The following is a 26,385-nucleotide window of genomic DNA, read 5'->3' on the forward strand; positions in this document are numbered from 1 at the left end:
CCCAGATAGGGAGCGGGCTTGGGCGCGATTCTAAAAAAACGCCCGCAGGGCTCATTCCTTCAAACTTCACCCCTCAAACTTCTAACTTTATCAAGCACCCTTCGCGGCCAAGGCCGCTCCTACACCCATGGGCTGTCCAGTGGGAGCGGGCTTGCCCATGATTCCAGCGACTATGTTCCCTGTTTGGCTTTAGGCCGCGTCGGCTTGGGGGGCAAAGATTCTGCCAGGCACTGGTTCAGGTAATCCAGGTCGGGTATCGCCAGCAGGCCCTCCTCGCTCTGCGCCCAGAGGCTGATACCGACTTGGCTTGGCTGCTGCGGGGCCGATTGCAGGCTGTCTTCGGAGGCGCGAAACAGGCGCGGCACATCGGTGGAGAGGATGCCGACATAGGGTGCCTGCTCCACCTGCCGACCCAGACCATAGAGCACTATGATGCGCCCCTTGATGCCGGGCGGGGCCATGTTGCCACCCACCAGGGCCTCGAAGGACACCAGCGGCAGCCCGACCCCGCGCCAGGCGACGCTGCCCAGCAGCCAGTCCGGGCTGTTGTCTATGGGGTCCGGCTGGACATAGCCGAATACCTCGGCCACCAGGGCATTGGGCAGCAGCAGGCGCATGTCGCTCAGGGGGATGAGCACCGAGCGGATGATCTGCTCTTCGGTCTGGCTCTTCATCGTGCTTACCTCGTTCGGGTTTGGCCTGGGTCCTGGGCTCGGGCGTCCCGCCCCAACCAGTCATCCAGCAGGGCATGTACCTGCTCCACGCCCTGTTTTTTCAGGCCGGAGAAGGGCTGCACGCTGGGCTGGGCGCTGTGTCCCTGCAACTGCGTCTGCAACCGCTGTGCCTGCGCCTGGGCGGCCTTCTGCCTGAGCTTGTCTGCCTTGGTCAGCAGGATATGGCAGGCCAGGCCCTGCTGGCCGGTCCAGTCGAGCATCTGCCCGTCAAACGGCTTGAGTGGGTTGCGGATATCCATCACCAGGATGATGCCACGCAGACAGCCGCGCTGGGCGAGAAATTCCCCCATGTTGTTCTGCCAGTCGCGCTTGACCGATTCGGCCACCTTGGCGTAGCCGTAGCCGGGCAGGTCCACCAGGCGCCGCTCTCCGTCCAGGGCGAAGAAGTTGAGCAACTGGGTCCGCCCCGGCGTCTTGGAGGTACGCGCCAGGGCCTTCTGGTCGCAGATGGCGTTCAGGGCGCTGGACTTGCCGGCATTGGAGCGGCCAACAAAGGCCACCTCATGGCCCTGATCGGGCGGTGCCTGGCCGATATGGCTGGCGCTGAGCAGGAAGCTGGCCTGGCGATAGAATGGGTTCATGCTAATAATTCAGTGATTTGACTCGACCCAGCGGGGCAAATGCCCGCACAATAACGGCTTTGGACCGCTGCCCTGGCCTGCTGTAGCGGCCCACGACAATTATCAAGCCAGCCACCCGTGCAATCCATTAGATTCTATCGCCATGAATGCCTCCAAACCGATCTCCCCCAATCCCCTGCTGCTCGCCGCCATTGCCCTGAGTCTGGCCGGCCTGCTCGTCGCCCTGCTGTTCTGGCAGCCTGCCCGCCCCGGTGCCGACAACGCGGCCCCGGCGGGCGGCGACTTCCAGCTCAACAGCCAGGCCGGGCCGGTCAGCCTGAGCGATTTTCGCGGCAAGCTGGTGTTGCTCTACTTTGGCTATACCCAGTGCCCGGACATCTGCCCCACCTCCCTGGCCTTTCTCACCCAGGCGGTGAACGAACTCAGCGCCGAGGAGCAGGCCCGGCTGCAGGTAATCTTCATCAGCGTTGACCCGGAGCGGGATTCCCTGGAGCATCTACAGGTCTATAGCAGCTATTTCCATCCCGACTACATCGGCCTGACCGCAAGCCCGGCGCAGGTGCGCCAGGTGGCGGACAACTACGGTGCCGGTTATCGCCGGGTGGATTCCGACTCCGAGATGGGCTACATCATCGACCATACCGCCGAGCTGTATCTGGTCGATGCCCAAGGCCAGTTGCAGACCCGCATTCCCCACGGCACCGAACCTGAACAGATCCTTCAGGTACTGCGCCAGTGGCTACCCACCCCACCCTGAACCCAGGAGCATTGCATGATCCACCAAGCCAGACAACTCTCTGTTTCCGCCCTGTTGCTGTTGGCCTCCGGCGGCCTGTTGGCCGAGTCGGCCATCGGCATCGACAACCCCTATGTACGCGCCGTGCCCCCCGGCACCCCGAACAGCGCCGCCTTTATGACCATCAACAACCGGGGCAGCGCCGATAACGCCCTGGTTGGTGCCGCCAGCCCTGCCTCCAAGGTAGTGGAGCTGCACACCCATGTGATGGAGGACGGCATGATGAAGATGCGCCAGGTGCAGCAGATCGACCTGCCCGCCGGCAAGGCCGCAGTGCTCGAACCCGGTGGCCTGCATATCATGCTGATCGGCCTCAAGGGCAATCTCAAGCCCGGCGAGCAGGTGGACCTGACCCTGAAGTTCGCCGATGGCGCAGAGCAGAAGCTAAGTGCCCCGGTGAAGAGCCCGATGGGCATGAAGATGCGCTAAAACAGAAGACAGAGGACGGAAGACAGGGGACAGAATTTTGCGTCGCTGCGCAACGGATCAATAAACCTGGCATGAAGCCCTCAGTCCTCTGCCATCTGTCCTCTGACCTCAGTCCCCTGTCCTCAGTCCTCTGACCCCTGTCCCCTGTCATCTGTCATCTGCCCCCTGTCCTCTGTCAGTAGCAGGGTCGGGGATTTGCCGCTGGTGGATAACTCCAGGCCCTTGCGGTAGCAGGCGCTGGCGGCCTGGGGCTCTTCCAGGCCCTCCAGCAGGGCACCCAGCTCACGATAGGCGGCGGGGGATTCAGACACGCCGATGCAGGCCTCCAGATAGGTACGCGCCTTGCCCCAAAGGCGGCCGCGCAGGGCCAGGCGGCCCAAGGCCAGCAACAGGGCCGGGTCACGCGGGCGCTGCTGCAGCCAGTGTTCGGCCTGGGTCAGCAGCTTCAGTGGCTCATCGCTGCCGAGCTGGCCGTAGAGTTCGATCAGGCCCTCGTCCCACTCCTGCTCCAGGCTTTCGCGCAGCAGCTGTTCCATCTCCTCGCAACGGCCCGTGCCGATCTGCAACCGGGCGTAGAGGCCCACCAGCTCGGGCTGCCGTTGCAGGGTGCGCGACATGTTCTCCCAGACGTGGCGCAGGGGGCCTTCGCCCCCCTTGGCGGCGGCCTGGTTGAGCAGATGCACCTGCAGCCGGACCTCCAGGGCATAGAGCTCGCCGCTGGCCAGGGTCTTTTGCTTGCGCAGGGTTGGCAGCAGCTCCACCAGGGCATCCCAGTCCTTCAACTCCTGCAGCACCTGGGCCAGCATCTTCAGCACCTGCTGGTGTTTGGGGGCCAGATTGTGCAGATGATTGAGGGTGGCCAGGGCCTGTTCCATCTGCTGATGACGGATGTGCAGCTCGGCCTGGATCAGGCCTACCGCCAGATCGGCTGCGGGCATGCTTTCATGGGCCAGACGCAGATATTGGTCGCGGCGCTCCTCGGCACCCTGCTCCTGGGCCACCCGGGCGCTGGCCAGGTAGTTGATCATAGGCATGTCGGACTGCTCGGCATGGCGCAACAGCTCCTTCTCCGCCGCCTGCCAGTTGCCCTCGGCCAGGGCGATCAGGCCCTTGGTCAGGGAGCTTCTGGCACGCTGGATCTGCCGCTGGCTGCGCCAGTCGCGCAGGCTGGCAGGCACCGCCAGCAGGTTGGACAGGCCACGCACCAGTCCATAACCAAGCAAAAACAGCAACAACACGCTGAGCACGAACAGGGCCAGACTGCCCTCCACCGTCCAGACCCCGTAGCCGAGCAGGAAATAGCCATTCTCCTCGCGCAACAGCAGGGTCAGGGCGACGCTGGAGAGCATGACCGCCAGGGCGGCAAACAACATCCTCATTGCCTTGCCCCCCCGTTGCCATCGGTGCCCGCCTCGGCATGACTCCCGGCCTTAGCATCACGATCCAGATAGGACTGCCGCATCTGTTGCTGCAATACCACCAGGGCGCTGGACACATCAGGCAGCTCCAGGCGAACCTTCAGACCGGCCAGCTGGGCCAGATCCTGGGCCATGGCCTGGGTACTGTCCGCCTCGGCCTCGAAGAATTCCTTGAGCCAGTCACGGGCCGTCTGCAGGGCACCGTCGTACAGGGCCTGGTCCCGCCGCAACAGGGCCAGGCGGGCCGATTCCAGCTGCAGACGCAGGTTCTGGCCGAGGAAGAAGCGCTGCTCCGGCGGCAGCATGGCGCTGATGGGCTGGTCATGACGGCGCACCACCACCAGGGAGCGCAAGCCCTGCCAGCCATCGGCCAGGACCTTTTTCCAATCCACCGGCTCCTCGCCCGTCTGGGCACCGTCCAGGGCGGGCTGGTTGAGCAGGGCGGTCTTCACCGGCAGCTGTTCCACCTGCTTGGCCAGCCCGGCCAGCCGTGCCGATAGCCCGGCATAATCCAGCGGGGCCAGCCCCTTGAGCCGGGCGATGTCCTGCGCCAATACCTCACGCACCGGCGTCCACAGCGGGTCGGCAGTATCCCGCAGACGCTCGTCGGCGGCCTGCAGAGCGCTCAGGGCGGTGCGCGGATCGGCCTCCAACTGCAGGCGGTGATTGGCCACCCGCACCAGGTATTCGGCCTCGGCGGCCATCCAGCGGCTGGTGCTGCGGCCCATGCGTTTTTGCAGGGCATCCAGCGCCTGCAGGGTCTCCTGTCGACCGCGCTCGTAGCGGGTGCGTTCCTTCTCCAGCATGGCCAGGCGCTGCTCGGCCTGCACCTCCTGTTGTTGCAGCAGGCTGTTTTGCTGGTTGATCATGTCCGCAAGCTCGCCCAGCTGCGATTTGGCCGCCGCAAGCCCGGCCAGATTGGCCTCGATACGCTGCTGCATCCCCGCCTGCAATTGTTCCAGCTGCTGCTTTTGTTGCTGGCCAAACCAGCCCAGGGCCGCCACCGCCGCCAGGGCCAGCAGACCCAGGACCAGGCCTATCAGCGGCAGCGCCGAGTTGTTATTCTGGGCCTGCTGCGCGCCGTCCTGCTCAACAAAATCGCCCTCCTCGGCCTGCATCTCCTTCAGGGGTTTGTCCGCCTCATCTGTCATGATTCGCTGTGCCTCTTGGTTTCAGTCGGTTGTTCAATTCAGTGTTCTGGGAGCCTTCGCGGCCAAGGCCGCTCCTACATCCTTGGGCTGGCCGGTGGGAGCGGGCTTGCCCGCGATTCCAGCCGTTTGCTTCATCCTATATTCCTCAGTTAAGCCACAGAGACACAGAGATCACAGAGTTGTTTCAAAGAGTTACATATCAGACCAGGCTCACCTAGAAGGTGTTGAATGTTCGCTTTCCAACACATTGATTTTTCTCTGTGCGCTCTGTGGCTCTGTGGCCAAATGCTCTTTTTAGGTTCATTCCTCTCTGCGTCCTCTGTCTTCTGCCGCCCAGCGCTGAATGGCGGCGAGCACCTTGGCGTCTTCCGCCCCCTCCGCCTGGATCACCCGGCTCAGGCCCAGTTGCCGGGCCAGGGCCAGGCCACGGGGGCTGACCACCAGCAGGTCCTTGTCCACCAGCAGGGCCTGGGCCTGGTCACCGAGCAGCGCGATGAGATTCTCCAGGGCCTCGGTGCTACTGGTGAGCAGCAGGTCGATCTGCGGCCAGAGCGCCAGCAGCGCCTCCCGCCCCTGATCGGGTGGCCGCCGCCGATAGACCTCGGCATAGTCCACCTCGGCCCCGCGCTGGCGCAGCTGTTCGGCCAGCAGGGCGCGACCGCCCTGGCCGCGCAGGATGAGCACCCGCTGGCCCTGCATCCGTTGCAGCTCGGGGCAGGCCAGCAGGCCCTCGGAATCGGCCGTGGTGCTGGGCTGCAGATCGACCCTGAGGCCGGCCCGGGCCAGTTCGGCGGCCGTGCCCTTGCCCACCACCGCCAACCGTGGCAACCGGCTGTGCAGGCGCGGCAGGCCATGCAGCACGGCGTTGCGGCTGACGAAGATCAGCCAATCATAGCCCGCCACGTCCAGTTCCGCGCCCGGCAAAGGCTCTATGCTCAGCAGGGGAAAGGCCAGGGGCCGCCAGCCCAGTCTCTCTACCTGCCGCAACAAGCCCTCGGCCTGGGCCTGGGGCCGGGTGACCAGAATACCTGGGGTGTGCATTGATGGGCCTATCCAATTCGGGATTGGGGACTTAAAAATTATCGCCTATGACTCCGGCTTGCCCTATTGCATAGGGCGGGCCGCGCCCGCCGCCAAGCCACTGGGCCAGGGCTCTGACAGGGCACGGCGGCCACGGGCCGCCCTATGCCCGTGGATCCTGCAATCTCCACCCCCGGCATCAATTCTGATACAGGGCCTGCAATATGGGGCCGGCACCCTGGGCAAGCAGTTCCTCGGCCAGGGCCAGGCCGAGCAGTTCGGCGTTTTCCGGGCGGTCGCGGCGCTCGGCGCGAATCACCCGGCTGCCGTCGATCTCCGCCACCAGGCCGCGCAGGCGCAGGCCGTTGCCGTCCAACTCGGCAAAACCGGCGATGGGCACCTGGCAGCCGCCGTTGAGGCGTCGGTTCATGGCCCGCTCGGCGGTCACCGTGGTGGCGCTTTGTGGGTGGTTGAGCGGGGCGATCAGGCGATTGACCCGCTCGTCATCGATACGGCATTCGATGCCCAGCGCCCCCTGACCTATGGCCGGCAGGCTCTGCTCCGGGCTCAGGCAAGAGCGGATGCGCCCATCAAAACCCATGCGCTTGAGACCGGAGGCGGCGAGGATGATGGCGTCGTAGTCACCGGCATCCAGCTTGGCCATGCGGGTGTGGATGTTGCCGCGCAGGCTGAGAATGCGCAGATCGGGCCGGTACTGCGCCACCTGGGCCTGACGGCGCAGGCTGGCGGTGCCCAGGCGGGCACCCTGGGGCAGCTGGTCGATGCTGGCGTAGTGATTGCTGAGGAAGGCATCGCGTGGGTCGTGGCGCTCCAGGATGGCGGCCAGGTGAAAGCCCTCGGGCAGGGTCACAGGTACGTCCTTCATGGAATGCACCGCCAGATCGGCGCTGCCATCCATCATGCCCTGCTCCAGTTCCTTGACGAACAGGCCCTTGCCTCCGATCTTGGCCAGGGGGGTGTCGAGAATCTTGTCGCCCTGGGTGCTCATGCCCACCAATTCCACCTGAAGCCCTGGGTGCAACTGCTTGAGCCGCGCCGCCACATGCTCGGCCTGCCACAGGGCCAAGAGGGACTTGCGGGTGGCAATGCGAAGAATCTGGCTGCTCATGGTCGAATCCTGGTCACTGAAAAATGCCGCCCATGCTAACGCCCAAGGGGCGGCGGCGCTAGTACAGAGGACGGAGGACGGAGGACAGAGTTTTGTGTCGCTGCGCGACAGATCAATAAACCTGGCACGAAGTGCCTCAGCACTCTGTCATTTGTCATCTGTCATCTGTCCCCTGCCCCGCAGCCAATCACGCACCTGGGGCAGCAGGCGGCGGCTGATCTCCAGGCAGGCATCACAGCCCTTGAGGGCGGCGCAGGGGTAGCCAGCGGGGTCTTTTTTCAGGCCGATCAGATAGCTGAGATTGACCAGGGCGTTGCGGTGAATACGCAGAAAACGCCCGCCGAAACGCTGCTCCAGGGTTTTCAGGCTATCCTCCAGCAGGGCCTCGCCGTCGCGGTGACGCACCAGCACGTACTTATCCTCGGCGCGGAAGAAATAGACATCATCAATCTCGATGCGCAAAAGCTCGCCGCGCAGGCGCACGCAGATGGCATCGGTCGGCCTGTCCTTGACCTGCTGCAGGCTGCGCAGCTGCACCCGGCTCAGTGCTTGCGCCCGGTCCAGGGCCTGCTGCAGGCGTTCCCTGCGGATCGGCTTGAGCAGGTAGTCCAGGGCCTGGCGCTCAAAGGCATCCAGGGCGCGCTCGGGGTAGGCGGTGGTAAAGATTACCACCGGGGCCGGTTGCAGCTGGCGCAGCTGGGCCGCCACCTGCATACCGTCCAGGCCGGGCATGCGGATATCCAGCAGCACCAGGTCAATATCCCCCTGGGCGCAGCGACGCAGCACCGCCGGGCCGTCGGCCACCTCGGCCGCCAGCCGCCAGGGCGGGCCGATCTCCTGTAACAGTCGGCCCAGGCGCTCCCGCGCCAGGGGCTCGTCATCGGCAATGAGAATACGCATGGGTGATCCTGACAAACCCTGAAAAAGGGCGCAGAGGGTGCCACAGCCAAGGGGTTAGCGCACCCTGCAACAAGCCCCACTCACCACTCACCATTCCCCAATCCTCAAGGCAAGGGCAGGGCCAGGCGCAGCCTGAAGCGGCCCTCGGCGCTGGTGGTGGTCAGTTCAAACCGGTTGGCGTAGAGGGCGCTGAGGCGGGCGCGGACGTTGTCCAGGCCCAGGCCGTGGCGCTGCCGCTGGCTGCCGACCCCGGTCCCTGTCGGCAGGGGGTTTTCCAGCTCCAGCAGCAGGCGGTCGCCCTCTACCCTGCTGCTGATGCGGATGCAGCCGCCCTCCAGCCGCCCCTCGATGCCATGATACACGGCATTCTCCAGCAGCGGTTGCAGGCTCAGGCGTGGCAGACCCAGGCCCTGGGGCAGGGCCTCAAGCCGCCAGTCCAGTTTGAGCCGCTGCCCCAGACGCAGGGCCTCGATGTTCAGATAACGCCGCGCCAGCTCCAGCTCTTCTTCCAGGCTGGAGAGCTGATCGGCCTGGGACAGGCTGGCGCGAAACAGATCGGCCAGGTCTATCACCAGCTGCTCGGCCAGCTCGGGCTGGCTGCGGGTAAGCCCGGCGATGGTGTTCATGCTGTTGAACAGAAAGTGCGGTCGGATACGCGATTGCAGGGCCTGAAAGCGGGCCTGGGCCTCGGCCTCGGCCTGCAGGCGCTGCAGGTATTGCACATAGAGATAGCGCAGCAACAGGCCGGTGAAGATCAGGCTGGCACCCCAGAAGCGCAGCAGGAACAGGCCCAGCTCTTCGCCGGGGCGCAGGAACCACCAGGCCCCGGCGCTGAGCAGCAGGCTCAGGCCACTGACCAGCAGCAGCGCCGCCATGCCCTGGCCACCCGGGCCATAGTGCCGGGCCAGCCAGGGCCGCAGCCGACAGAGCAGTGCGGCGCTGGTCAGCCCCAGCCATTGGCCGTAGAGGGAGCGCAGACCCAGTACAATGACATAGTTCTGATCCAGGGGATCGGCGGCCAGGCTGATGGCCATCACCAAAAGCTCGGTGGTGAGCACCACAAACAGCAGGATGCGCACCGCGCAGAAGTCCGGCAACAAGGGCTCCTGCGTGGCCTTGACGGAATCTGGGGCATTTTGCTGGGGCACCGGGTTATACTCCTTGCAGGAAGTTTGAAGGGGGAAGGGTGAAGTTTGAAGAGGTAAGTTCTAAGAGGGAAAGCCGGTTTAGGTAGCTTTTACTCTTCACACTTCCAACTTCTAACTTCCGACTGTGCGTGCTTTGCGATCCTGAATTAAGCACTGAAATCAACGGTAACTTCATACATGAGCGATAACAACAAACTCTGGGCCGGCCGTTTTCAGGAGCCGATCGATGCCTTTGTCGAGGCCTTCACCGCCTCGGTGGAGTTCGACAAGCGCCTGGCACCCTTTGATATTCAGGGCTCCATCGCCCACGCCCAGATGCTTGCCCGCCAGGGCATCATCAGCGCCGCGGAGAAGGACAGCATTGTCGCCGGTCTTTCGCAGATTGCCGAGCGCATCCAGCGCGGCGAGTTCACCTGGTCCATCGCCCGTGAAGATGTGCACATGAACATCGAGGCGGCGCTGACCGAGGCCATCGGCGAGGCGGGCAAGAAGCTGCACACCGGCCGCTCGCGTAACGATCAGGTGGCCACCGACGTGCGCCTCTGGCTGCGCGAGGAGATCGGCCTGATCCGCGCCGAGCTGATGCGCCTGCAGACCGCCCTGCTGGATAGCGCCGAGGCGGAAGCCGACACCCTGATGCCCGGCTTCACCCACCTGCAGACCGCCCAGCCGATCAGCTTCGGTCACCATCTGCTGGCCTGGTTCGAGATGCTCGAGCGCGACCGCGAGCGCCTGGCCGACTGCCTCAAGCGAGTCAACATCCTGCCCCTGGGCGCCGCCGCCCTGGCCGGCACCAGCTATCCCATCGACCGGGTCTATGTCGCCGAGCGGCTGGGCTTTGAGCGGCCGGCGGAAAACTCCCTGGATGCGGTGTCCGACCGCGACTTCGCCATCGAATTTGCCGCCGCCGCCAGCATTCTGATGATGCACCTGTCACGCATGTCCGAGGAGCTGATCATCTGGTCTTCGGCGCAGTTTGGCTTCATTGAGCTGTCGGACAGCTTCTGCACCGGCTCCTCGATCATGCCGCAGAAGAAGAACCCGGACGTGCCCGAGCTGGTGCGCGGCAAGAGCGGGCGGGTGTTCGGCCACCTGATGGGCCTGCTGACCCTGATGAAGGGCCAGCCCCTGGCCTACAACAAGGACAACCAGGAAGACAAGGAGCCCCTGTTTGACACCGCCGACACCCTCAGGGGCTGCCTCAAGGTGTTTGCCGACATGATCCCGGCCATCAGCCCGCGCCGCGAGACCATGCGCGCCGCCGCCCTCAAAGGCTTCGCCACCGCCACCGACCTGGCAGACTATCTGGTGCGCCAGGGCCTGGCCTTCCGCGATGCCCATGAGGTGGTGGGCAAGGCGGTGGCCCTGGGGGTGGCAAGCGGCCGCGACCTGGCGGAGATCCCCCTGGCCGAGCTACAGCCATTCTCGCCGCTGATCGGCGCGGACGTCTATACCGTACTCAGTCTGGAGGGCTCCCTGGCGGCGCGGGACCATATCGGCGGCACCGCCCCGCGCCAGGTGCGCGAGGCGATCCAGCGCGCCCGCCAGCGACTGGAGCTGAACTGAAAATGGGACGCAGAGAACGCAAAGGAGCGCAAAGGACGCAGAGAAGAATGAGGAAGAAGTTGTAGCCCGGATGCAGCGCAGCGATCCCTATCGGCATCCTGCCTCACAGGACACTCGCACATCCTTGTGCAGCGGAATCCGGGTTGGCAGCATCCACCCACTACCGGACCCTGGGGCAGAAATCATGGGACGCAGAGAACGCAAAGAAGCGCAAAGAACGCAGAGAAGAATGAGGGGAGCATTACCCACTTGTCTCACCTCGATCAGCAAGCGACTGGAATCGCAGGCAAGCCCGCTCCCATCGGCCAGCCCAGGGGTGTAGGAGCGGCCTTGGCCGCGAAGGGCGCTTGAAAAGTCAGAAGTTTGAAGGGTGAAGTTCGAAGGAATGAGCCCTTCGGGCGTTTTTTTAGGATCGCGGGCAAGCCCGCTCCCACTGGGCCTACCCTATCGATGCGGTGAAAAATGACCAGCTTGGGCTGGAACAAATGGGTAATGCTCCCAGAATGAGGAAGAAGCTGTAGCCCGGATGCAGCGCAGCGGTCCCTATCGGCATCCTGCCTCACAGGACACTCGCACATCCTTGTGCAGCGGAATCCGGGAGGCGGCGTCCATCCTCTGCGAACCCACGGCGGCCACGGGCCGCCCTATGCTGATGGCTGGCCGCTGGCAGCTGAAAAAACCCTTTGCGTCCGCGGTACTTCTTTGCGTACTCTGCGTCCCGGATTTCATCTAGTAAGAGCAGTAACATGGACTCACCACCCGATAGCCTGCAACGCCTGAATCAGACCCTGCTGGAGTTCGCCCGGGAGCGCGATTGGGAGCAGTTTCATTCGCCGAAAAACCTGTCCATGGCCCTGATTGCCGAGGCCGCCGAGCTGGTGGAGCATTTCCAGTGGCTCAGCCAGGAGCAGTCCTACCTGCGTGACCAGCCGGAGAAAAAAGCAGCGGTGGCCGAGGAGCTGGCCGATATCCTGATCTTTCTCATCCGAGCCGCCGAGCGCCTGGACATCGATCTGATTGCCGCCGCCGAGGCCAAGATTCTACGCAATCAGCAACGCTACCCCGCCGAGCGGGTGCGGGGCGATGCCCGCAGGGCCAGTGAATACGGACCGGGACATGCAGCCGATTGATCTCTCCCACGGCCTGGGGCGACGTGAGGTTCGCGCCATCACCTGCCGCTTTCTCGATCTGCACCGGCAGCGCCTGGAGCGTATCTACGAAGACCTGCACAGCACCAAGTCCGACGTACTCAGCGTACTGCCCCTGCTGCTGCATCTGAACCACCCCATGCTGCCCGGTTACGTCTCCGGCTCCACCCCGGCCGGCATCCCCGACTTCCAGGTCACCCCGGACCTGGCGCGCATCGCCAAGGGCATGTTCCGTGGCTTCAACGATACCCACCGCGCCCAGCCACGCTATGTGATCCACGGCCTCTACGTCATGGGCAGCGTTGGCAGCATGGCCTACAGCCGCCGCAGCGACCTGGATTTCTGGGTCTGTCACGACCCCAATCTGAACGAGACCGAGCTCGAGCAACTGCGCAGCAAGCTGGAGAAGATCGAGGTCTTTGCCGCCGATCACGGCCTGGAGGTGCATTTTTTTGCCATGAACCTGGAGCGCTTCCGCGCCGGCCAGAGCGAGGCCCTGTCCAAGGAGTCCAGCGGCAGCACCCAACATATCCTCCTGCTGGAGGAGTTCTACCGCACCGCCATCCACATCGCCGGCCGCTACCCCCTGTGGTGGATCGTGCCGGTTGCAGAAGAGGCCAATTACGAGGCCTTCTGCCAGCACCAGATCGGTCGCGGCATCATCAGCCTGGATGAGTTCATCGACTTCGGCGGCCTGCAGCGCATCCCGCCGGATGAGTTCTTCGGCACCGCCCACTGGCAGCTGTTCAAGGGCATAGGCTCGCCCTACAAATCGGTGCTCAAGATCCTGCTGGTGGAGGCCTATGCCCGCGAGTACCCGGATATCCACTGGCTGTGCAACGACATCAAGTCCGCCGTGTTCAGCGGCCAGGTGGAGCAGCTCGACCCCTATCTGCTGGTGTACAGGCGTATCGCCGCCTACCTCAGCCAGCGTGACGAGCTGGAGCGGCTGGAGCTGGCGCGGCGCTGCTTCTACTTCAAGGTGGACCGCAGCCTGACCAAGCAGCGTTCGCGCACGGCCAGCAACTGGCAGCTGGACCTGCTGGAGCAGCTGACCCAGGACTGGGACTGGGACAAGACCACCCTGATCAGCCTGGACAACCGGCGCGGCTGGAAGGTGCGCCAGGTGATCCAGGAGCGTGATCGGCTGGTACGCGAACTGACCCGCAGCTACAAGGTGCTGGTGGAATTCGCCCAACGCTTTGGCGACAGCAGCAAGATCAACCCGGTGGAGCTGAAGCTGCTCGGCCGCAAGCTCTACGCCAGCCTGGAGCGCCGTCCGGGCAAGATCGACAGCATCAACCCCGGCATCTCCACCGACCTGACCGAGCCCATGCTCTCCCTGCACCGCACCGGTCAGTACTGGAGCCTCTACCTGGGCGCGGTCAACCCGCAACAGACCAAGAACGAGCAGCCGCTGAAGCAATCCGAGATACTCACCGAGCTGATCGCCTGGCTGCACCTCAATGGCATCCTGGCCCAGGATAGCCGACTGCGCCCCTTTGCCCAGAACCTGCTGGGCGAGACGGAACTGCTGGCGCTGCGCCAGGCGGTGGCCAAATTCCTGCCAGATCGCAACGCCGTGTTCCGCAGCACCCTGCGCGCCCTGGGCCGACCGGCCCGGCTGCGCCAGTGCGGCCTGTTCATCAACCCCGAGGGCATGCAGGTCAGTGGCAGCCCGATCATCACCGACAGCTATGACCCACTCTGCTTCGGTCACAAAAAGAAAAATCTGATCAACAGCCTGGAGCAGATCCTCTGCACCAACTGGGGGGAGGTGCACTGTGCCCGCTATGAGGGTGGCCAAGGCCTGGTCGAGGCCCTGGTGAAATACCTGACCCTGAGTCTGGGCAGCGCCGGCACCCCCCACCTGCCGGAACTGGAGGTACACTGCGGCGATAAGCTCTACGGCAACAGTATCGCCCGCCGGGTGGATGAAATCTTCCGCCACGTCGGTCAGGTATTCGGCCCCGAGGGCAGTGGCGGCCGCTGTCGTTACATACTGCCCCTGGCCAACACCCATTACCTGATCCAGCGCCAGGGCGAGGGCTTCGGCTGGCAGGAGATCTCCAGCCAGAAGGAACTCTACCAGCTCATGGCCGAACCCATGGACCAGTTCAGCCCCCTGGTGCCCGACCCCCGCGCCTTCCCCGGATCACCCCTGACCAGCATCTGCAACCACGCCGAGGAGGGCTGCTTGCAGTTGTTTTATCTGCGCCAGCGGGCCTGCATTGATCTCTACTTCATGGACGAGAACGGCAGCATCTTCTACCAAAAGGTGACCGAGACCGACCCCCAATTCGTGCTGGCCCGGCAGCACCGCTTCCTAAGCAGCATCCAGCAATGGCAGGGGCTGACCTCCAACGATGCCATGGAAGCCCTGTTGCAGGAGCCGCCGCGCTATTTCCGCATGGAGCTGTCCGGTCAGGGTCAATGGCTGGCCATCCCCATGGCCCCGCCCGAGTCGGAGTTGGACAGCAACTACCTGCCCCTGCGCCTGATGGTGCTGAGCAACAAGCAGTTGGTGCTCAGCTGTGGCGATGTGGAGTTCAGCTCGGCGGTACACGGCAAGCAGCTGTTTCAGGCCATAGTCGAGCACATCCTGGCCCTGCGCCAGGGGCGCAAGGACTACCCCATCTACCTGACCGCGGTGCAGCCCCAGTCCCTCGACAGCAGCGATGCCTGGCATACCATGCGCCTGCTGCAATACCGCCGCCAGATCGAAACCCAGCTCAACCGCATCATGCAGCAGCTGACCCAGGCATAGCATCACCCAATCCTTAATCGTAGAATGCGAGTATCCACCCGCCACCCGGAGCATCGATGTCCAGCCCAACCCCCTACCTGCTGTTTTGCCTGATCCTGCTGGCCCTGATCCTCGGCGGCTGCGGTCAGAAGGGCGAGCTTACCCTGCCCGATCAGCCACAGACTCCATCCAGCCAACGGGACTGACATGGACCACTTCAACTACCGCGATGATCGCCTGTTTGCCGAAGAGATCCCCCTGGCCGATATCGCCGAACGCTTCGGCACCCCCTGCTACGTCTATTCCCGCGCCACACTGGAGCGCCACTGGCGGGCCTTTGACCGTGCCCTGGCCAATCACCCGCATCTGATCTGCTACGCGGTCAAGGCCAACTCCAACCTGGCCGTGCTCAATGTGCTGGCACGCCTGGGGTCGGGCTTTGACATCGTCTCGGTGGGGGAGCTGGAGCGGGTACGGGTGGCCGGTGGCGATCCGGCCAAGGTGGTGTTCTCCGGCGTCGGCAAGCGCGCCGATGAGATGCAACGCGCCCTGGAGTTGGGCATCCGCTGCTTCAATATCGAATCCGAGCCGGAACTGGAGCTGCTCGATCAAGTCGCCGCCGACATGGGACTGCAAGCGCCCGTATCCATCCGCGTCAACCCGGACGTGGATGCCCAGACCCACCCCTACATCTCCACCGGCCTGAGGGAAAACAAGTTCGGCATCGACATCAACCGCGCCCGCGCCGTCTATGCCCGTGCCGCCGAGCTGAGTCACATTCAGATACTGGGCATAGACTGCCACATCGGCTCCCAGCTCACCGGCCTGACCCCCTTCATCGATGCCCTGGAGCGGGTACTGACCCTGGTGGCGCAGCTCAGGGAGGACGGCATCGAGCTTAAGCACCTGGACCTGGGCGGCGGCCTGGGGGTGCGCTATGTGGATGAAGACCCGCCGGAGCCGGCCGACTACGCCGCGCAGATCGGCAACCGCCTGCTCAACCTGCCCTATGAAATACTCATCGAGCCGGGCCGGGCCATCGCCGCCAATGCCGGCCTACTGCTGACCCGGGTGGAATACCTGAAAAACGCCGAGTACAAGCACTTTGCCATCGTCGATGCGGCGATGAACGACCTCATGCGCCCGGCCCTGTATCAGGCCACCCAGGGCATCATCCCGGTGGACCGGCGTCGGCTGGGGGAGGAGCAGGTGTATGACGTGGTCGGCCCGGTGTGCGAGACCGGCGACTTCCTCGGCAAGGGCCGCCGCCTGAGCCTGCAACCGGGCGACCTGCTGGCGGTGCGCACCAGCGGTGCCTACGGCTTCAGCATGAGTTCCAACTACAACTCGCGCCCCCGCGCCGCCGAGGTCATGGTGGACGGCAGCTACAGCCACCTGGTACGCCGCCGCGAGAGCATCGAGGACCTCTACGCCCTGGAGTCGGTGTTGTTGTGAACAGCGGTCAGCCACATAAGCCCGGATGGAGCACTGCCCTGAACCAGCCGAAGGTAGAAAGGGCTGCCATGACAGGACAAGCCGTCACAGCCAGATCCACAACCCACTGACCCAAAAGAGGTGCCAGGATGCAAGCCATAGAATTTGACGCAGAGATCCACGATAGCATGATCAGGCTACCCGCAGAGTTGCAGCAATGGGAGGATCGACAGGTCAGGGTGATTTTACTGGAAACCCAAGCCCCGGCAGCCAGGTCAACCCCGCCTCGACGCCAACCACACCCGAGCATTGCCGGCAAGGGGAAAACCCAGGGCGACCTGCTCGCCCCCCTGGTTGATGAAGAAGACTGGGCATGTCTGACCTGATTCTGCTCGATAGTCATGTGTGGTTCTGGTGGATCAACCTGGAGCATGAGCGACTTTCCGAGACGATGCTGAAAGCCATAACTGTGTCCCAGCGCGTAGGCGTATCACCGGTCTCTTGTTATGAATTGGCCCTGGCGCACAAGCGCGGACGCCTGCAACTGCCAATGCCTGCCAATCAACCTATATTCCTCAGTTAAGCCACAGAGACACAGACGACTCCAGGGACGGAGGAGGTAGAGCGAAGCCTGGAGCCAAAGCCGAGATCACAGAGTTGTTTCAATGAGTTACCTATCAGACCGGGCTCACCTAGAAGGTGTTGAGTGTTCGCTTTCCAACACATTGATTTTTCTCTGTGTACTCTGTGGCTCTGTGGCCAAATGCTCTTTTTAGGATCAATGTTTCAATTTTGCCCTAACGGACATGGAGCGGGCCACATACTGGCCCCTCACCTCTGGCCGCTGAAGGCTGACAGCTCCCCATGAACCTCGAATTTTGCAAGATGCAGGGCCTGGGCAATGACTTTGTGGTGATTGACGCCACCCAGCGGCCCATCCACCTGGGCGCGGCGCAGATCCGCCACATCGCCGACCGCCATTTTGGCGTGGGTTGCGACCAGCTGTTGCTGGTGGAGCCTGCGCGCCTGCCCGGCACGGATTTTCATTACCGCATCTTCAACGCCGATGGCGGCGAGGTGGAGCAGTGCGGCAACGGTGCCCGCTGCTTTGCCCGCTTTGTGCGCGACCAGGGCCTGACCGACAAGGATGTGATCGACGTGGGCACCGCCGCCGGGCCGATCCGCCTGTACCTGCAAGACGATGGCCAGGTACGGGTAAACATGGGCGCGCCGCGTTTCGCCCCGGCCGGAATCCCCTTTCAGGCCGCCGCCGAGAGCGAGGTCTATGAACTGGAGGTGGATGGCGAGCGGCTGATGATCGGTGCCCTGTCCCTGGGCAACCCCCATGCGGTGCTGCGCGTGGCGGACCTGGCCCAGGCCGAGGTGGAGCGGCTGGGACCGCTGATCGAGGGCCACAGGCGCTTTGCGCAGCGGGTCAACGTGGGCTTTATGCAGCGCCACGACCGCCAGCACATCGGCCTGCGCGTGTATGAGCGCGGGGCCGGCGAGACCCTGGCCTGCGGCACCGGCGCCTGCGCCGCCGCCGTGGTGGGAATACGCTGGGGCCTGCTGGACAGCCCGGTGCGAGTGAGCCTGCCCGGCGGTGATCTTATGATAAGCTGGCAGGGCAATGCCGAGCCGGTATGGATGACCGGTCCCGCCACCCCTGTATTTCGAGGAGCCATGCCCCTGTGAGCCAACCCAGCGCCAATGATGACCCCTGCGAACTGGTCATAGATTACCTGCAAAAAAATCCGGATTTCTTCATCCTGCACGAGGATCTGCTGGCCCTGCTCAGCGTCCCCCACCCGAGCGGCGAGGCCGTGTCCCTGGTGGAGCGTCAGGTCAAGGTGCTGCGCCAGCAGCTGGATAGCTGCTCGCACAAGATCACCGAACTGGTGGCCATTGCGCGGGAGAACGAGCTGCTGGGTGATCGTATGCACCGCTTCAGCCTGGCCCTGTGCGGGGCGGATACCTTCGATGAGCTGATCAGCCTGCTGCAGGATGAGCTGTATGACCAGTTTCAGGCCGATGCGGTGGAGTTAAAGCTGTTCTCCAGCGCCGATCTGGACTGCCAGACCGGCCCGGATGTGCGGGTGCTGCGCCAGATCCGTGATTTCCTTGAGGCCGGCAAGCCCGCCTGCGGCCAGCTCGACCCCGAGCAGATGGCCTTCATCTTCGGCCCCCTGGCCGAGAGCGTGCAGTCCACCGCCATCATCCCCCTGCACAATGAGCGCAGCAGTGGCATCCTGGCCATCGGCAGCCGCGACCCGGAGCGCTTCAGCGCCAACAAGGGCACCCTGTTTCTCAGCCGCCTGGCCGAGCTGCTCAGCCAGCTGTTGCGCCGGGTCTCCCTGCCTGGGCTCTGATCCCCAAACGCCAATGCAAGCGCAGCTGGAGGCCTTTCTCGCCTATCTTAAATACGAGCGGCGGCTATCCCCCCACAGCCTGGAGGCCTACCGGCGTGATCTGGGCCAGCTGCTCGACTGGCTTGAGCCCCAGCCCATAGCCCAGTGGTCGCAGCTCAACCCCCATCTGGTGCGGGCCTTCATTGCCCAGCGCCACCGCCAGCAGATCGGCGGCAAGAGCATCCAGCGCCAGCTCTCGGCCATCCGCGCCCTGTTTCGCTACCTGCTGCGCGAGGGCCTGGTGCAGAACAACCCGGCCGACGGGGTGCGCGCCCCCAAGAGCGAGCGCCGCCTGCCGGACCACCTCGATGCCGACCAGCTGGGTGCCCTGCTCGATGGCGTGGCGGGCGAAGACCCCCTGAGCCGCCGCGATCGCGCCATCCTGGAGCTGTTCTATTCCTCCGGCCTGCGCCTGTCCGAGCTGGCCGGGCTGAATCTTGCCGACCTGCCCGCCGCCGGTGAACTGCTCCGCCTCACCGGCAAGGGCGGCAAGACCCGTCAGGTGCCCATCGGCGGCAAGGCACATGAGGCCCTGGAGCTGTGGCTGCAGGTACGCCCCCAGCTGGCCCCGGCGGGCGAACCGGCCCTGTTCGTCAACCACCGGGGCGGCCGCCTGGGCAACCGGGGTATGCAGAAACGCCTGCGCCAGCAGGGCATCCGCACCGGCACGGCACGCCCCATCCACCCCCATCTGCTGCGCCACTCCTTCGCCAGCCACCTGCTGGAGTCCTCCGGTGACCTGCGCGGGGTACAGGAACTGCTCGGTCACGCCGACATCGGCACCACCCAGATCTACACCCACCTGGACTTCCAGCACCTGGCCGAGGTGTATGACCGGGCCCATCCGAGGGCGAAACAGAGGACAGGGGACAGGGGACAGAGGACAGAGGACAGAGGACAGGGGACAGAAGACAGAGGACAGAAGACAGAGGACAGGGGACAGGGGACAGAGGATTGAGATTCAGTGCCCTTGGAGCGCAAAGCGTCCCGAGCCTTCTACTTGCCCTTGGGCTTGAGTATCCCTGGGCAGGGTTGAAAGATGGGTTCGGGTGCCTCGCCGTCCAGCCTCAGGGCGGTGAGATGTCCGCCCCAGAGACAGCCCGAGTCAATCGCCCAGACGTTGTGCTGATTGAGGTAGCCCAGGGTGGACCAGTGGCCGAAGACGATGCGCTGCTGGCGGGTCCTGCGGTCGGGCATCTTGAACCAGGGGTAGTAGCCGATACGCTGGCTGCCGGGCTTGCCCTTCTCCTTCAGCGCCAGGCGGCCGCGAAAATCGCAATAGCGCATACGGGTAAGACAGTTGGTAATGAAGCGATAACGCTCCATGCCCCTGAGGCCTGCCTTCCACTGCCTCGGCTCGTTGCCGTACATGTCCTGGAAATAGGCCTTCGCCTCACGCCCTTGCAGCACCGCCTCCACCTCTCGGGCGCACTGGCAGGCCAGGTCGATGTCCCACTGCGGCGGCAGGCCGGCGTGGATCAGGCAGAAGCCCAGCTGCCGGTCCCGGTGCAGCAGGGGTTGGGATTGCAGCCAGCCACAGAGTTCATCGCTGTCCTTGGCCTTGAGGATGGCCTTGAGGCCGTCCTCCTTGAGGCGCTTGCGGTTGCCGTTGAAGGCGGCCAGCAGGTGCAGGTCGTGGTTGCCCAGCACGGTCAGGGCGGCGGGCCCGAGCGCCTGTACAAAGCGCAGGGTTTGCAGGGACTTGGGGCCACGATTGACCAGGTCACCGGCAAACCAGAGTTGGTCGCGCCGGTCATCGAAGTCGATGCGTTGCAGCAGCCGTTGCAGGTCGTCGTAGCAACCCTGAATATCACCAATGGCGTAAACCGCCATGGCTCAACCCAGGATGCTTGGGGCGGGCCAGGCCAGCAGGCAGCGGGATTTCTGGGCCCTGTGCGGCGCGGGGCTCGGGTTGCGGGAAATCAATGCAGGATCCTGGGCACCGCCAGAGAAAAGGGGGGGATCACGGCCTCGAACTCCACACCCTCGTCGGTGACCATGCCGTAGCTGCCTTCCATGCTGCCCACCGGGGTCTTGAGGATGGTGCCGCTGGTGTACTGAAACTGCTCGCCCGGCCCCAGATAGGGCTGCTCGCCCACCACGCCCCGGCCACGCACCTCTTCCACCCCACCCTCGGCATCGGTGATCAGCCAGTGGCGATTGACCAGCTTGGCCGGGTATTCGCTCTGGTTGCTGATGGTGATGGTGTAGGAGAAGACATAGCGATTATCCTCCGGCGAGGATTGCTCATCCAGATAGCGGGTATAGACATCGATCTGAATCTGATACAGGCGGTCTTCGTCCAGGTCTTCTTCACTCATGCTCAATACAGCGTCTATGGCCAATGGGGGTCAGATTAGACCATGCCTGCCCCCAAGCAGCAAGGCCGACACCAGATGGCAAGGGCCTGCCGACGGGGCAAGCAAGCGGCGACAACCCGAGTGTGAAACATCCGTGGCAACTCCCGAGCCCGAGCCCCGAAGCGACCAAGAGACGCCCCATGATCCTCAGGCAAGACCGGGATTGCCCGCGACATTGACCAGTTTGGGCGTGTTGATCTTGTCCAGCTGGGCCGATTTGCGCTCGCGCAGGTAGTCGGCCACCTGATCCCACACCGGCGCGCCGGGGGATTGAGCGCCCACCGTGGCCCAGCCGGCCACCACATAGTTCTTGTCTGCCTGCACCTTGTCGCCGTTATCCAGCACCATATCCTGGATGCGCTGACCCATCTTGGCGGTGGGGTCGCAGACGTAGTCCAGCCCGCCGACGCGGACCATGTCGCCGCCCTGCTGATAATAGGGGTCGGGGTTGAACAGGTTGTCGCAGACGTCCTCCAGGATCAGCTTGATCTCGGCCCCCTTCATCTCCCGACGGTAGGTCTCGGGGTAGGTCATGCAGGTCTGATCCAGCACGTTTTCCATGCTGATGCTTTGGCCCGGCAGCACCGTGGTGCCCCAGCGGAAACCCGGTGAGAGGGAGACCTGGGCGTCGTTCTGCTGGCGCAGGGCATCGCAGATGAGCTGGTCGAAGGTGCCGTTGAAGTTGCCGCGGCGGTAGAGCAGCTGGTCGGCCACCGCCAGCTCCTCGTTGAGCCAGGCCAGGTGCGGCTGGCGCACCTGCTCGATGTAGGCGGCCATCTCGGCATCGGCCTCGATCAGGTTGGAGAAGATCGGCAGCAGGCGGTATTTGAAGCCCTGCACCTTGCCGTTGCGCACGTCCATGTCCATCACGCCGAGGAACTTGCCGTTGGAGCCGGCGTTGGTCACCAGGGTCTTGCCACCGGGGTTGGCGATTTCCATAGCGCCGGGCACGCCATCGTGGGTGTGGCCGCCAAAGATGACGTCTATGCCACTGACCACCGAGGCCATCTTCAGGTCCACATCCATGCCGTTGTGGGACAGCACCACCAGCAGGTCCGGCCGCTCCTTGGCGCGTACTTGATCCACCAGCTTCTGCATGGCATCGTCGTTGATGCCAAAGGTCCAATCGGGGATGAAGCGCTGCGGGTTGGCGATTGGGGTGTAGGGGAAGGCCTGGCCCACCACGGCCACCCGAACCCCGCCGAGATCCTTCATCACATAGGGCTTGAAGGCGTGACCTGAGTCCTCGTTGAAGCCGTCGAAATCGGTGAAGCGGTAATCGAACAGGGCGTCTTCCCGCACCTTGACGTTCTGACAGATGAAATCACCCTTGAATTCGTTAACATTCTGGATGATCTCATCGTCCTGATAGGTGAACTCCCAGTGCCCGGTCATCACATCTACGCCGAGCAGGTTACAGGCACCCACCATGTCCCTGCCCCGGGTCTTGAGCGAGGTGCCCGAGCCCTGCCAGGTATCGCCGCCATCCATCAGCAAGGTTTTGTCCGGGCCGAATTCGGCGCGCAGTCTGTCGGTCAGGGTCTTCAGGTGGGCAAAGCCGCCAACCTTGCCGTATTGCTCGGCGGCCGTTGCAAAATCCAGGTAGGTGAAGGCATGGGCCAGACGACCACCCTCGGGGATGTTGAAGCGCTCCAGCAGGGCCTGGCCCACCCGATGCGGTGGGCGGCCATAGGCATCGCCCAGGCCCAGATTAACGCTGGGCTCACGGAAGTAGATGGGCATCAGCTGGGCGTGGGTATCGGTGAAGTGCAGCAGGCGCAGATTGCCGAAGCTGGGTAGCTGATACAGGTCCGCCGGGGCCTGGCGATTGGCCAGCAGGGAACCGGGGAACATGCCTGCGGCACCGGCCAGGGCCAGGGTACGGATGAATTCGCGTCGGGATAGGCTCATGATGTGCTCTCTTCTTCTGGATTGGTTTACTGATAGGATCATAAAACAGATGAATAAAAAAGTCCCCCCTGGGCATTGGCCGATCAGCACTGCTGGCCTTGGGTAGCGGAATTTGATAGATTTCATGGAAAGTCAGGAGAAAGTCTGGGCCGCATTGAGCCCTCAATACTGCCCACTCAGGCCGCTCACCTCGGCCCTTTGACAGGCTTAGGGACAAACCCAGGACGGTGCCGTGCTCAGTGAACGGCCTATCAGGCCAAGGGTAGCGGCCTGCCTGAGCGGGTCTTACCTCAAGGACAGGCCCTATCGCCACCTCATCTTGCCGAGAGTATTCGCGCAGCGCCACAGAGAGCCGATCTTGGACAGCACAGACATCGACAAAGCAAACTGCAAGCTCCTGCTGGTGGATGATGAGCGGGCCAATATCCTGTTGCTGCAGCGCATGCTTGCCAGCGGCGGCTACCACAATCAGGTCAGCACCACGGATTCCCGTCAGGTCATGTCCCTGCTGGATGAGACCATCGATCTGGTGATCCTGGACCTGACCATGCCCTACCTGGATGGCTTCGAGGTGATGCAGTTGATCGCCGAATCGGACCTGGCGCACAAGCCGCCGATCCTGGTACTTACGGCGCTCAATGACCACCAATACTGCATCCGCGCCCTGCAGGGCGGTGCCCGCGATTTTCTCACCAAGCCCTTCGAGCGCCTGGAACTGCTTGCCCGCACGCGCAACCTGGTGGAGAACCACCTCTATCAGAAGGCCCTGTTACGGGAGAAGGAGAACCTGGAGCAAAGAGTAGAGGAGCGCACCCGAGAGCTGACCGAGACCCGCCTGCAGGTGATCCGCCAGCTGGGCCGGGCGGCGGAGTTCCGGGATAACGAGACGGGCATGCACATCATCCGCATGAGCCAGATGGCGGCGGCCATCGCCCAGGCCGCCGGGCTGAGCCCGGACGAGTGCAACCTGGTGCTCTACGCCAGCCCCATGCACGACGTGGGCAAGATCGGCATCCCCGACCAAATCCTGCTCAAGCCGGGCAAGCTGAACGCCGATGAATGGGCGATCATGCAGACCCATACCACCATAGGCGCTGACATCCTGGCCAGCGGGGATTCCGAGCTGATGCAGGCCGCGCGGGAGATCGCCCTCTACCACCACGAGCGCTGGGATGGCCAGGGCTACCCCCATGGCCTGAAGCGCGAGCAGATACCCCTGCTGGCGCGCATCACCGCCATTGCCGATGTCTATGACGCCCTCACCTCAGACCGCCCCTATAAGAAGGCCTGGCCGGTGGAGCAGGCGGTGAGGGTGATTCACGAGGGCTCCGGCAGCCAGTTTGACCCGCAACTGACGCGTCATCTGGACGACCTGCTGCCCATCTTCTCCACCATCCGCAGCGTCCACCCCGACCCGCCGGTGGATTACGACAACCCCATGCAGCGGCTTCAGGCCAACCGGTAGAACAGACGCGCCTGGCGGCCATGGTCGGCGTATTCCAGCCGTTCGCAAAAACGCTGCAACAGGGCCAGACCGCCAGTGCCGCAGGCCTCCTGAACCGGCTGGTGCGGAGAGGCCTCGGCGGCAAAGCCACGACCATTATCCTGCAGGCCTATTTCCAGCAGCCAGCCCTGGGCATCGCGGGACAGGGCAAGGCTGAGCTGGATACGCGCCTGCTCCAGCCCCTGCAGCCGCTCCTGGCGTTGCTGGTAGTACCCCAGCATGGCCTGGGGATCGTTCCGGTCCACCGCATCCAGGCCCAGCAGGCTGTGCTCCAGGGCGTTGCTGTAGAGCGCCGCAAGCAGGCTGTGGATCATGTCCTGGTGCGGCCGCAGGCCGGGTTGCTGGGCCAGCATGGCGCTGCACAGGCCGCTCGGGTCGAGCCTGCGGATATCCTCCGCGCCCAGCTCCAGCTCCAGGCGGAAGGGCATCAGGGGTGCCTGGGGCGGGCGCTCCTGGGGCCTGTCCGGGGCCTTCAGGATATCGCACACCGGGGCCAGGTCCAGCTCCACCAGGATGATGTCGTCCTCCTGCTCCAGGCCCTGGCGGTAGCCGGAAAAGGCCTCGATCACCTGCTCGAAGCGGCCCGCCTGGGGCTGGCTCAACAGCCTTTGCAGGCGCTGCGGACCAAACTCCTCGCCGGCCGCGTTGGTCATCTCGGTCAGGCCGTCGGTATGCAGATAGAGGTGGGCATCGAGGGGGATCTCCAGCACCTCCATGGTGGCGTCGAATTCGTCTTCCTCCAGCACCCCCAGGGGCATGTGGCGGGACGGTAGCTGGCGCAACAGATCCCCTGCGGGGCTGAACAGATAGGCATCGGGCATGGCCCCGCTCCACAGGCTCAGACGGCCGCGGTGCAGGTCCAGCTGCAACAGGATGGCGGCGCAGAAGATGTCCGGCGGCAGGAACTCGCGCAAGTGGTTGTTGATCTCGCGCGCCATGTCACTCAGCGAGGCACCCGCCTCGCTGAGCTGGAAGAAGCTCTGTTTGACCGGGAAGGTGCCCACCGCAGCCACCAGGCCGTGGCCGGTGAAATCGCCCAGCATGAGATAAAACAGCCCGCCCGGACCCAGGTCACTGAGCAGTAGGTCGCCATTGAAGCCGCTCACCGGGGCGATGTGGTCACGCACGCAGCAGCCCGGCTTGTAGTTGCGCCGATAGGCGTCTTTCAGCAGGTGCTGCACCAGACGGCGTTCGTGTCTGAGGTAGTGATTGAAGCGGTCCAGATCGGCATTGGTCTGCTCCAGCTGTTGGTACAGGGAGCGGATGCGCAGGTGGGCGTTGATCTTGGCCTCCAGCACCGGGAAGCTGATCGGCTTGCTGATGAAGTCATCGCCGCCGGCGGCCAGGGCCTCGACAAAGGCCTGTTGGGAATTCAGCGCGGTGACGTAGATGATGGGCAGGTGCAGGTGGCGATCATTGCGGCTTTGGCGGATCTGCCGCGTTGCCTCCTTGCCGTTCATGCCTTCCATCATGATGTCCATCAGGATCAGGTCATAGGCCGTTCGGGCATTGAGGTCCAGCGCCGCCTGGCCGGAATCCGCCTCGTCCACCCAGTAGCCCTTGCCCAGCAGGTAGCGTTTCAGCAGGGTGCGGTTGGCGGCCACGTCATCGACCACCAGGATGCGCCATTGTGGGGGAGAGGCATCCATTGACAGAGGGTTCAAAGGATCTCGAACTTCCTGTCGAAGCGGGCCATGAGCAGCAGCTTGAGGATATTGTCCGGCACCCGAATCAGACGGATCTCACGATCGGCGCTGCCCAGGGTCTGCTTCATGTTCAGCAGCATGCCCATGGCGGAGCTATCCATCGAGCTGACCTCGCCCAGGTCCAGCACCAACCTGGTCTTGGGGTCCAGCGACTCCAGCGCGGCGCGAAACTCGCTGTACAGGTCGAACCTGAAATCCCCTTTGATTGACAAGGTTGTTGTATCGCCGTTGACCACGGACTTGATGCTGGCCGTCATGGACCTTCCTCGATTGCTGGATGTATCTGCCGCAGACCG

24 protein-coding genes are annotated in these 26,385 nt (G+C 63.9%); 11 read left to right on the top strand and 13 right to left on the bottom strand.

Annotated elements, in window-relative coordinates; genetic code table 11:
* Positions 1-170: 170 nt before the first annotated feature.
* Together D5125_05715 and D5125_05720 are read right to left on the bottom strand one after the other, a co-directional pair.
* Positions 171-674, bottom strand: coding sequence for a chemotaxis protein CheW (locus D5125_05715; protein ID QFY89014.1), 504 nt, complete (start codon positions 672-674; stop codon positions 171-173).
* A 5-nt stretch (positions 675-679) separates the two neighbouring features.
* Positions 680-1,315, bottom strand: coding sequence for a YihA family ribosome biogenesis GTP-binding protein (locus D5125_05720; protein ID QFY89015.1), 636 nt, complete (start codon positions 1,313-1,315; stop codon positions 680-682).
* 142 nt (positions 1,316-1,457) lie between these two features.
* Here D5125_05720 and D5125_05725 point away from each other — a divergent pair, with 142 nt between their 5' ends.
* Both D5125_05725 and D5125_05730 read left to right on the top strand, forming a co-directional pair.
* A complete protein-coding gene (locus tag D5125_05725; GenBank protein ID QFY89016.1) occupies positions 1,458-2,072 on the top strand; it encodes an SCO family protein in 615 nt (204 codons plus the stop codon).
* Positions 2,073-2,087: 15 nt separating this feature from the next.
* Positions 2,088-2,540 carry a copper chaperone PCu(A)C gene (locus tag D5125_05730; protein QFY89017.1) on the top strand — a complete coding sequence of 151 codons (453 nt, stop codon included), beginning with the start codon at positions 2,088-2,090 and terminating at the stop codon, positions 2,538-2,540.
* 122 nt (positions 2,541-2,662) lie between these two features.
* On the opposite strand, the gene D5125_05735 is transcribed toward D5125_05730, so the two are convergent.
* From D5125_05735 to D5125_05760, 6 genes are all read right to left on the bottom strand, one after another.
* On the bottom strand, positions 2,663-3,913 hold the full coding sequence (locus D5125_05735; protein ID QFY91066.2) for a heme biosynthesis protein HemY: 1,251 nt from the start codon (positions 3,911-3,913) through the stop codon (positions 2,663-2,665).
* Positions 3,914-3,915: 2 nt separating this feature from the next.
* On the bottom strand, positions 3,916-5,109 hold the full coding sequence (locus D5125_05740) for a uroporphyrinogen-III C-methyltransferase (GenBank protein ID QFY89018.1): 1,194 nt from the start codon (positions 5,107-5,109) through the stop codon (positions 3,916-3,918).
* A 300-nt stretch (positions 5,110-5,409) separates the two neighbouring features.
* Positions 5,410-6,150, bottom strand: a complete 741-nt coding sequence (locus D5125_05745; protein ID QFY89019.1) for a uroporphyrinogen-III synthase — start codon at positions 6,148-6,150, stop codon at positions 5,410-5,412.
* 178 nt (positions 6,151-6,328) lie between these two features.
* The gene (gene hemC / locus D5125_05750; GenBank protein QFY89020.1) at positions 6,329-7,258 is read right to left on the bottom strand and encodes a hydroxymethylbilane synthase; all 930 of its coding nucleotides are present in this window, start codon (positions 7,256-7,258) and stop codon (positions 6,329-6,331) included.
* 147 nt (positions 7,259-7,405) lie between these two features.
* Entirely contained in the window at positions 7,406-8,158 is a 753-nt protein-coding gene (locus D5125_05755; GenBank protein QFY89021.1) for a response regulator transcription factor, read from the bottom strand.
* 104 nt (positions 8,159-8,262) lie between these two features.
* A complete protein-coding gene (locus tag D5125_05760; protein ID QFY89022.1) occupies positions 8,263-9,306 on the bottom strand; it encodes a histidine kinase in 1,044 nt (347 codons plus the stop codon).
* A 177-nt stretch (positions 9,307-9,483) separates the two neighbouring features.
* Between D5125_05760 and argH the strand changes: the two genes are divergently transcribed.
* The 8 genes from argH to xerC all read left to right on the top strand — a co-directional run bounded on the left by argH (position 9,484) and on the right by xerC (position 19,566).
* Complete coding sequence (gene argH, locus D5125_05765) at positions 9,484-10,872, top strand: argininosuccinate lyase (GenBank protein QFY89023.1); 1,389 nt, start codon at positions 9,484-9,486, stop codon at positions 10,870-10,872.
* Positions 10,873-11,618: 746 nt separating this feature from the next.
* Complete coding sequence (locus tag D5125_05770) at positions 11,619-12,002, top strand: nucleotide pyrophosphohydrolase (GenBank protein ID QFY89024.1); 384 nt, start codon at positions 11,619-11,621, stop codon at positions 12,000-12,002.
* Positions 11,989-14,787, top strand: coding sequence for a class I adenylate cyclase (locus D5125_05775; GenBank protein QFY89025.2), 2,799 nt, complete (start codon positions 11,989-11,991; stop codon positions 14,785-14,787). Before D5125_05770 ends, D5125_05775 begins: the two co-directional genes overlap by 14 nt.
* A gap of 186 nt (positions 14,788-14,973) precedes the next feature.
* The gene (gene lysA / locus D5125_05780) at positions 14,974-16,221 is read left to right on the top strand and encodes a diaminopimelate decarboxylase (protein QFY89026.1); all 1,248 of its coding nucleotides are present in this window, start codon (positions 14,974-14,976) and stop codon (positions 16,219-16,221) included.
* A gap of 352 nt (positions 16,222-16,573) precedes the next feature.
* Complete coding sequence (locus tag D5125_05790; protein ID QFY89028.1) at positions 16,574-16,783, top strand: hypothetical protein; 210 nt, start codon at positions 16,574-16,576, stop codon at positions 16,781-16,783.
* 281 nt (positions 16,784-17,064) lie between these two features.
* Positions 17,065-17,895 carry a diaminopimelate epimerase gene (gene dapF / locus D5125_05795; GenBank protein QFY89029.1) on the top strand — a complete coding sequence of 277 codons (831 nt, stop codon included), beginning with the start codon at positions 17,065-17,067 and terminating at the stop codon, positions 17,893-17,895.
* Positions 17,892-18,569 carry a DUF484 family protein gene (locus D5125_05800; protein QFY89030.2) on the top strand — a complete coding sequence of 226 codons (678 nt, stop codon included), beginning with the start codon at positions 17,892-17,894 and terminating at the stop codon, positions 18,567-18,569. Before dapF ends, D5125_05800 begins: the two co-directional genes overlap by 4 nt.
* 13 nt (positions 18,570-18,582) lie before the next feature.
* Complete coding sequence (gene xerC / locus D5125_05805) at positions 18,583-19,566, top strand: tyrosine recombinase XerC (GenBank protein QFY89031.1); 984 nt, start codon at positions 18,583-18,585, stop codon at positions 19,564-19,566.
* Between the two features lie 38 nt (positions 19,567-19,604).
* Here the strand turns inward: xerC and D5125_05810 are convergent, their stop codons facing one another.
* The 3 genes from D5125_05810 to soxB form a co-directional block, all read right to left on the bottom strand.
* Positions 19,605-20,441: a symmetrical bis(5'-nucleosyl)-tetraphosphatase gene (locus D5125_05810; protein ID QFY89032.1), complete on the bottom strand. Its 837-nt coding sequence runs from the start codon at positions 20,439-20,441 to the stop codon at positions 19,605-19,607.
* Between the two features lie 89 nt (positions 20,442-20,530).
* On the bottom strand, positions 20,531-20,929 hold the full coding sequence (gene apaG, locus D5125_05815) for a Co2+/Mg2+ efflux protein ApaG (protein QFY89033.1): 399 nt from the start codon (positions 20,927-20,929) through the stop codon (positions 20,531-20,533).
* Positions 20,930-21,115: 186 nt separating this feature from the next.
* Complete coding sequence (gene soxB / locus D5125_05820; protein QFY89034.1) at positions 21,116-22,879, bottom strand: thiosulfohydrolase SoxB; 1,764 nt, start codon at positions 22,877-22,879, stop codon at positions 21,116-21,118.
* A gap of 442 nt (positions 22,880-23,321) precedes the next feature.
* On the opposite strand from soxB, the gene D5125_05825 reads away from it, so the two are divergent.
* Positions 23,322-24,344: a response regulator gene (locus D5125_05825; protein ID QFY91067.1), complete on the top strand. Its 1,023-nt coding sequence runs from the start codon at positions 23,322-23,324 to the stop codon at positions 24,342-24,344.
* Here D5125_05825 and D5125_05830 read toward each other — a convergent pair.
* Together D5125_05830 and D5125_05835 are read right to left on the bottom strand one after the other, a co-directional pair.
* A complete protein-coding gene (locus tag D5125_05830) occupies positions 24,329-26,047 on the bottom strand; it encodes a fused response regulator/phosphatase (GenBank protein QFY89035.2) in 1,719 nt (572 codons plus the stop codon). The genes D5125_05825 and D5125_05830 overlap by 16 nt on opposite strands.
* Positions 26,044-26,346 carry an STAS domain-containing protein gene (locus tag D5125_05835; protein QFY89036.1) on the bottom strand — a complete coding sequence of 101 codons (303 nt, stop codon included), beginning with the start codon at positions 26,344-26,346 and terminating at the stop codon, positions 26,044-26,046. The genes D5125_05830 and D5125_05835 overlap by 4 nt, the downstream gene beginning before the upstream one ends.
* Between the last annotated feature and the right edge of the window lie 39 nt (positions 26,347-26,385).

This window comes from gamma proteobacterium SS-5, from assembly GCA_009497875.2.
GTDB lineage: Bacteria > Pseudomonadota > Gammaproteobacteria > Chromatiales > Chromatiaceae > Magnetovirga > Magnetovirga frankeli.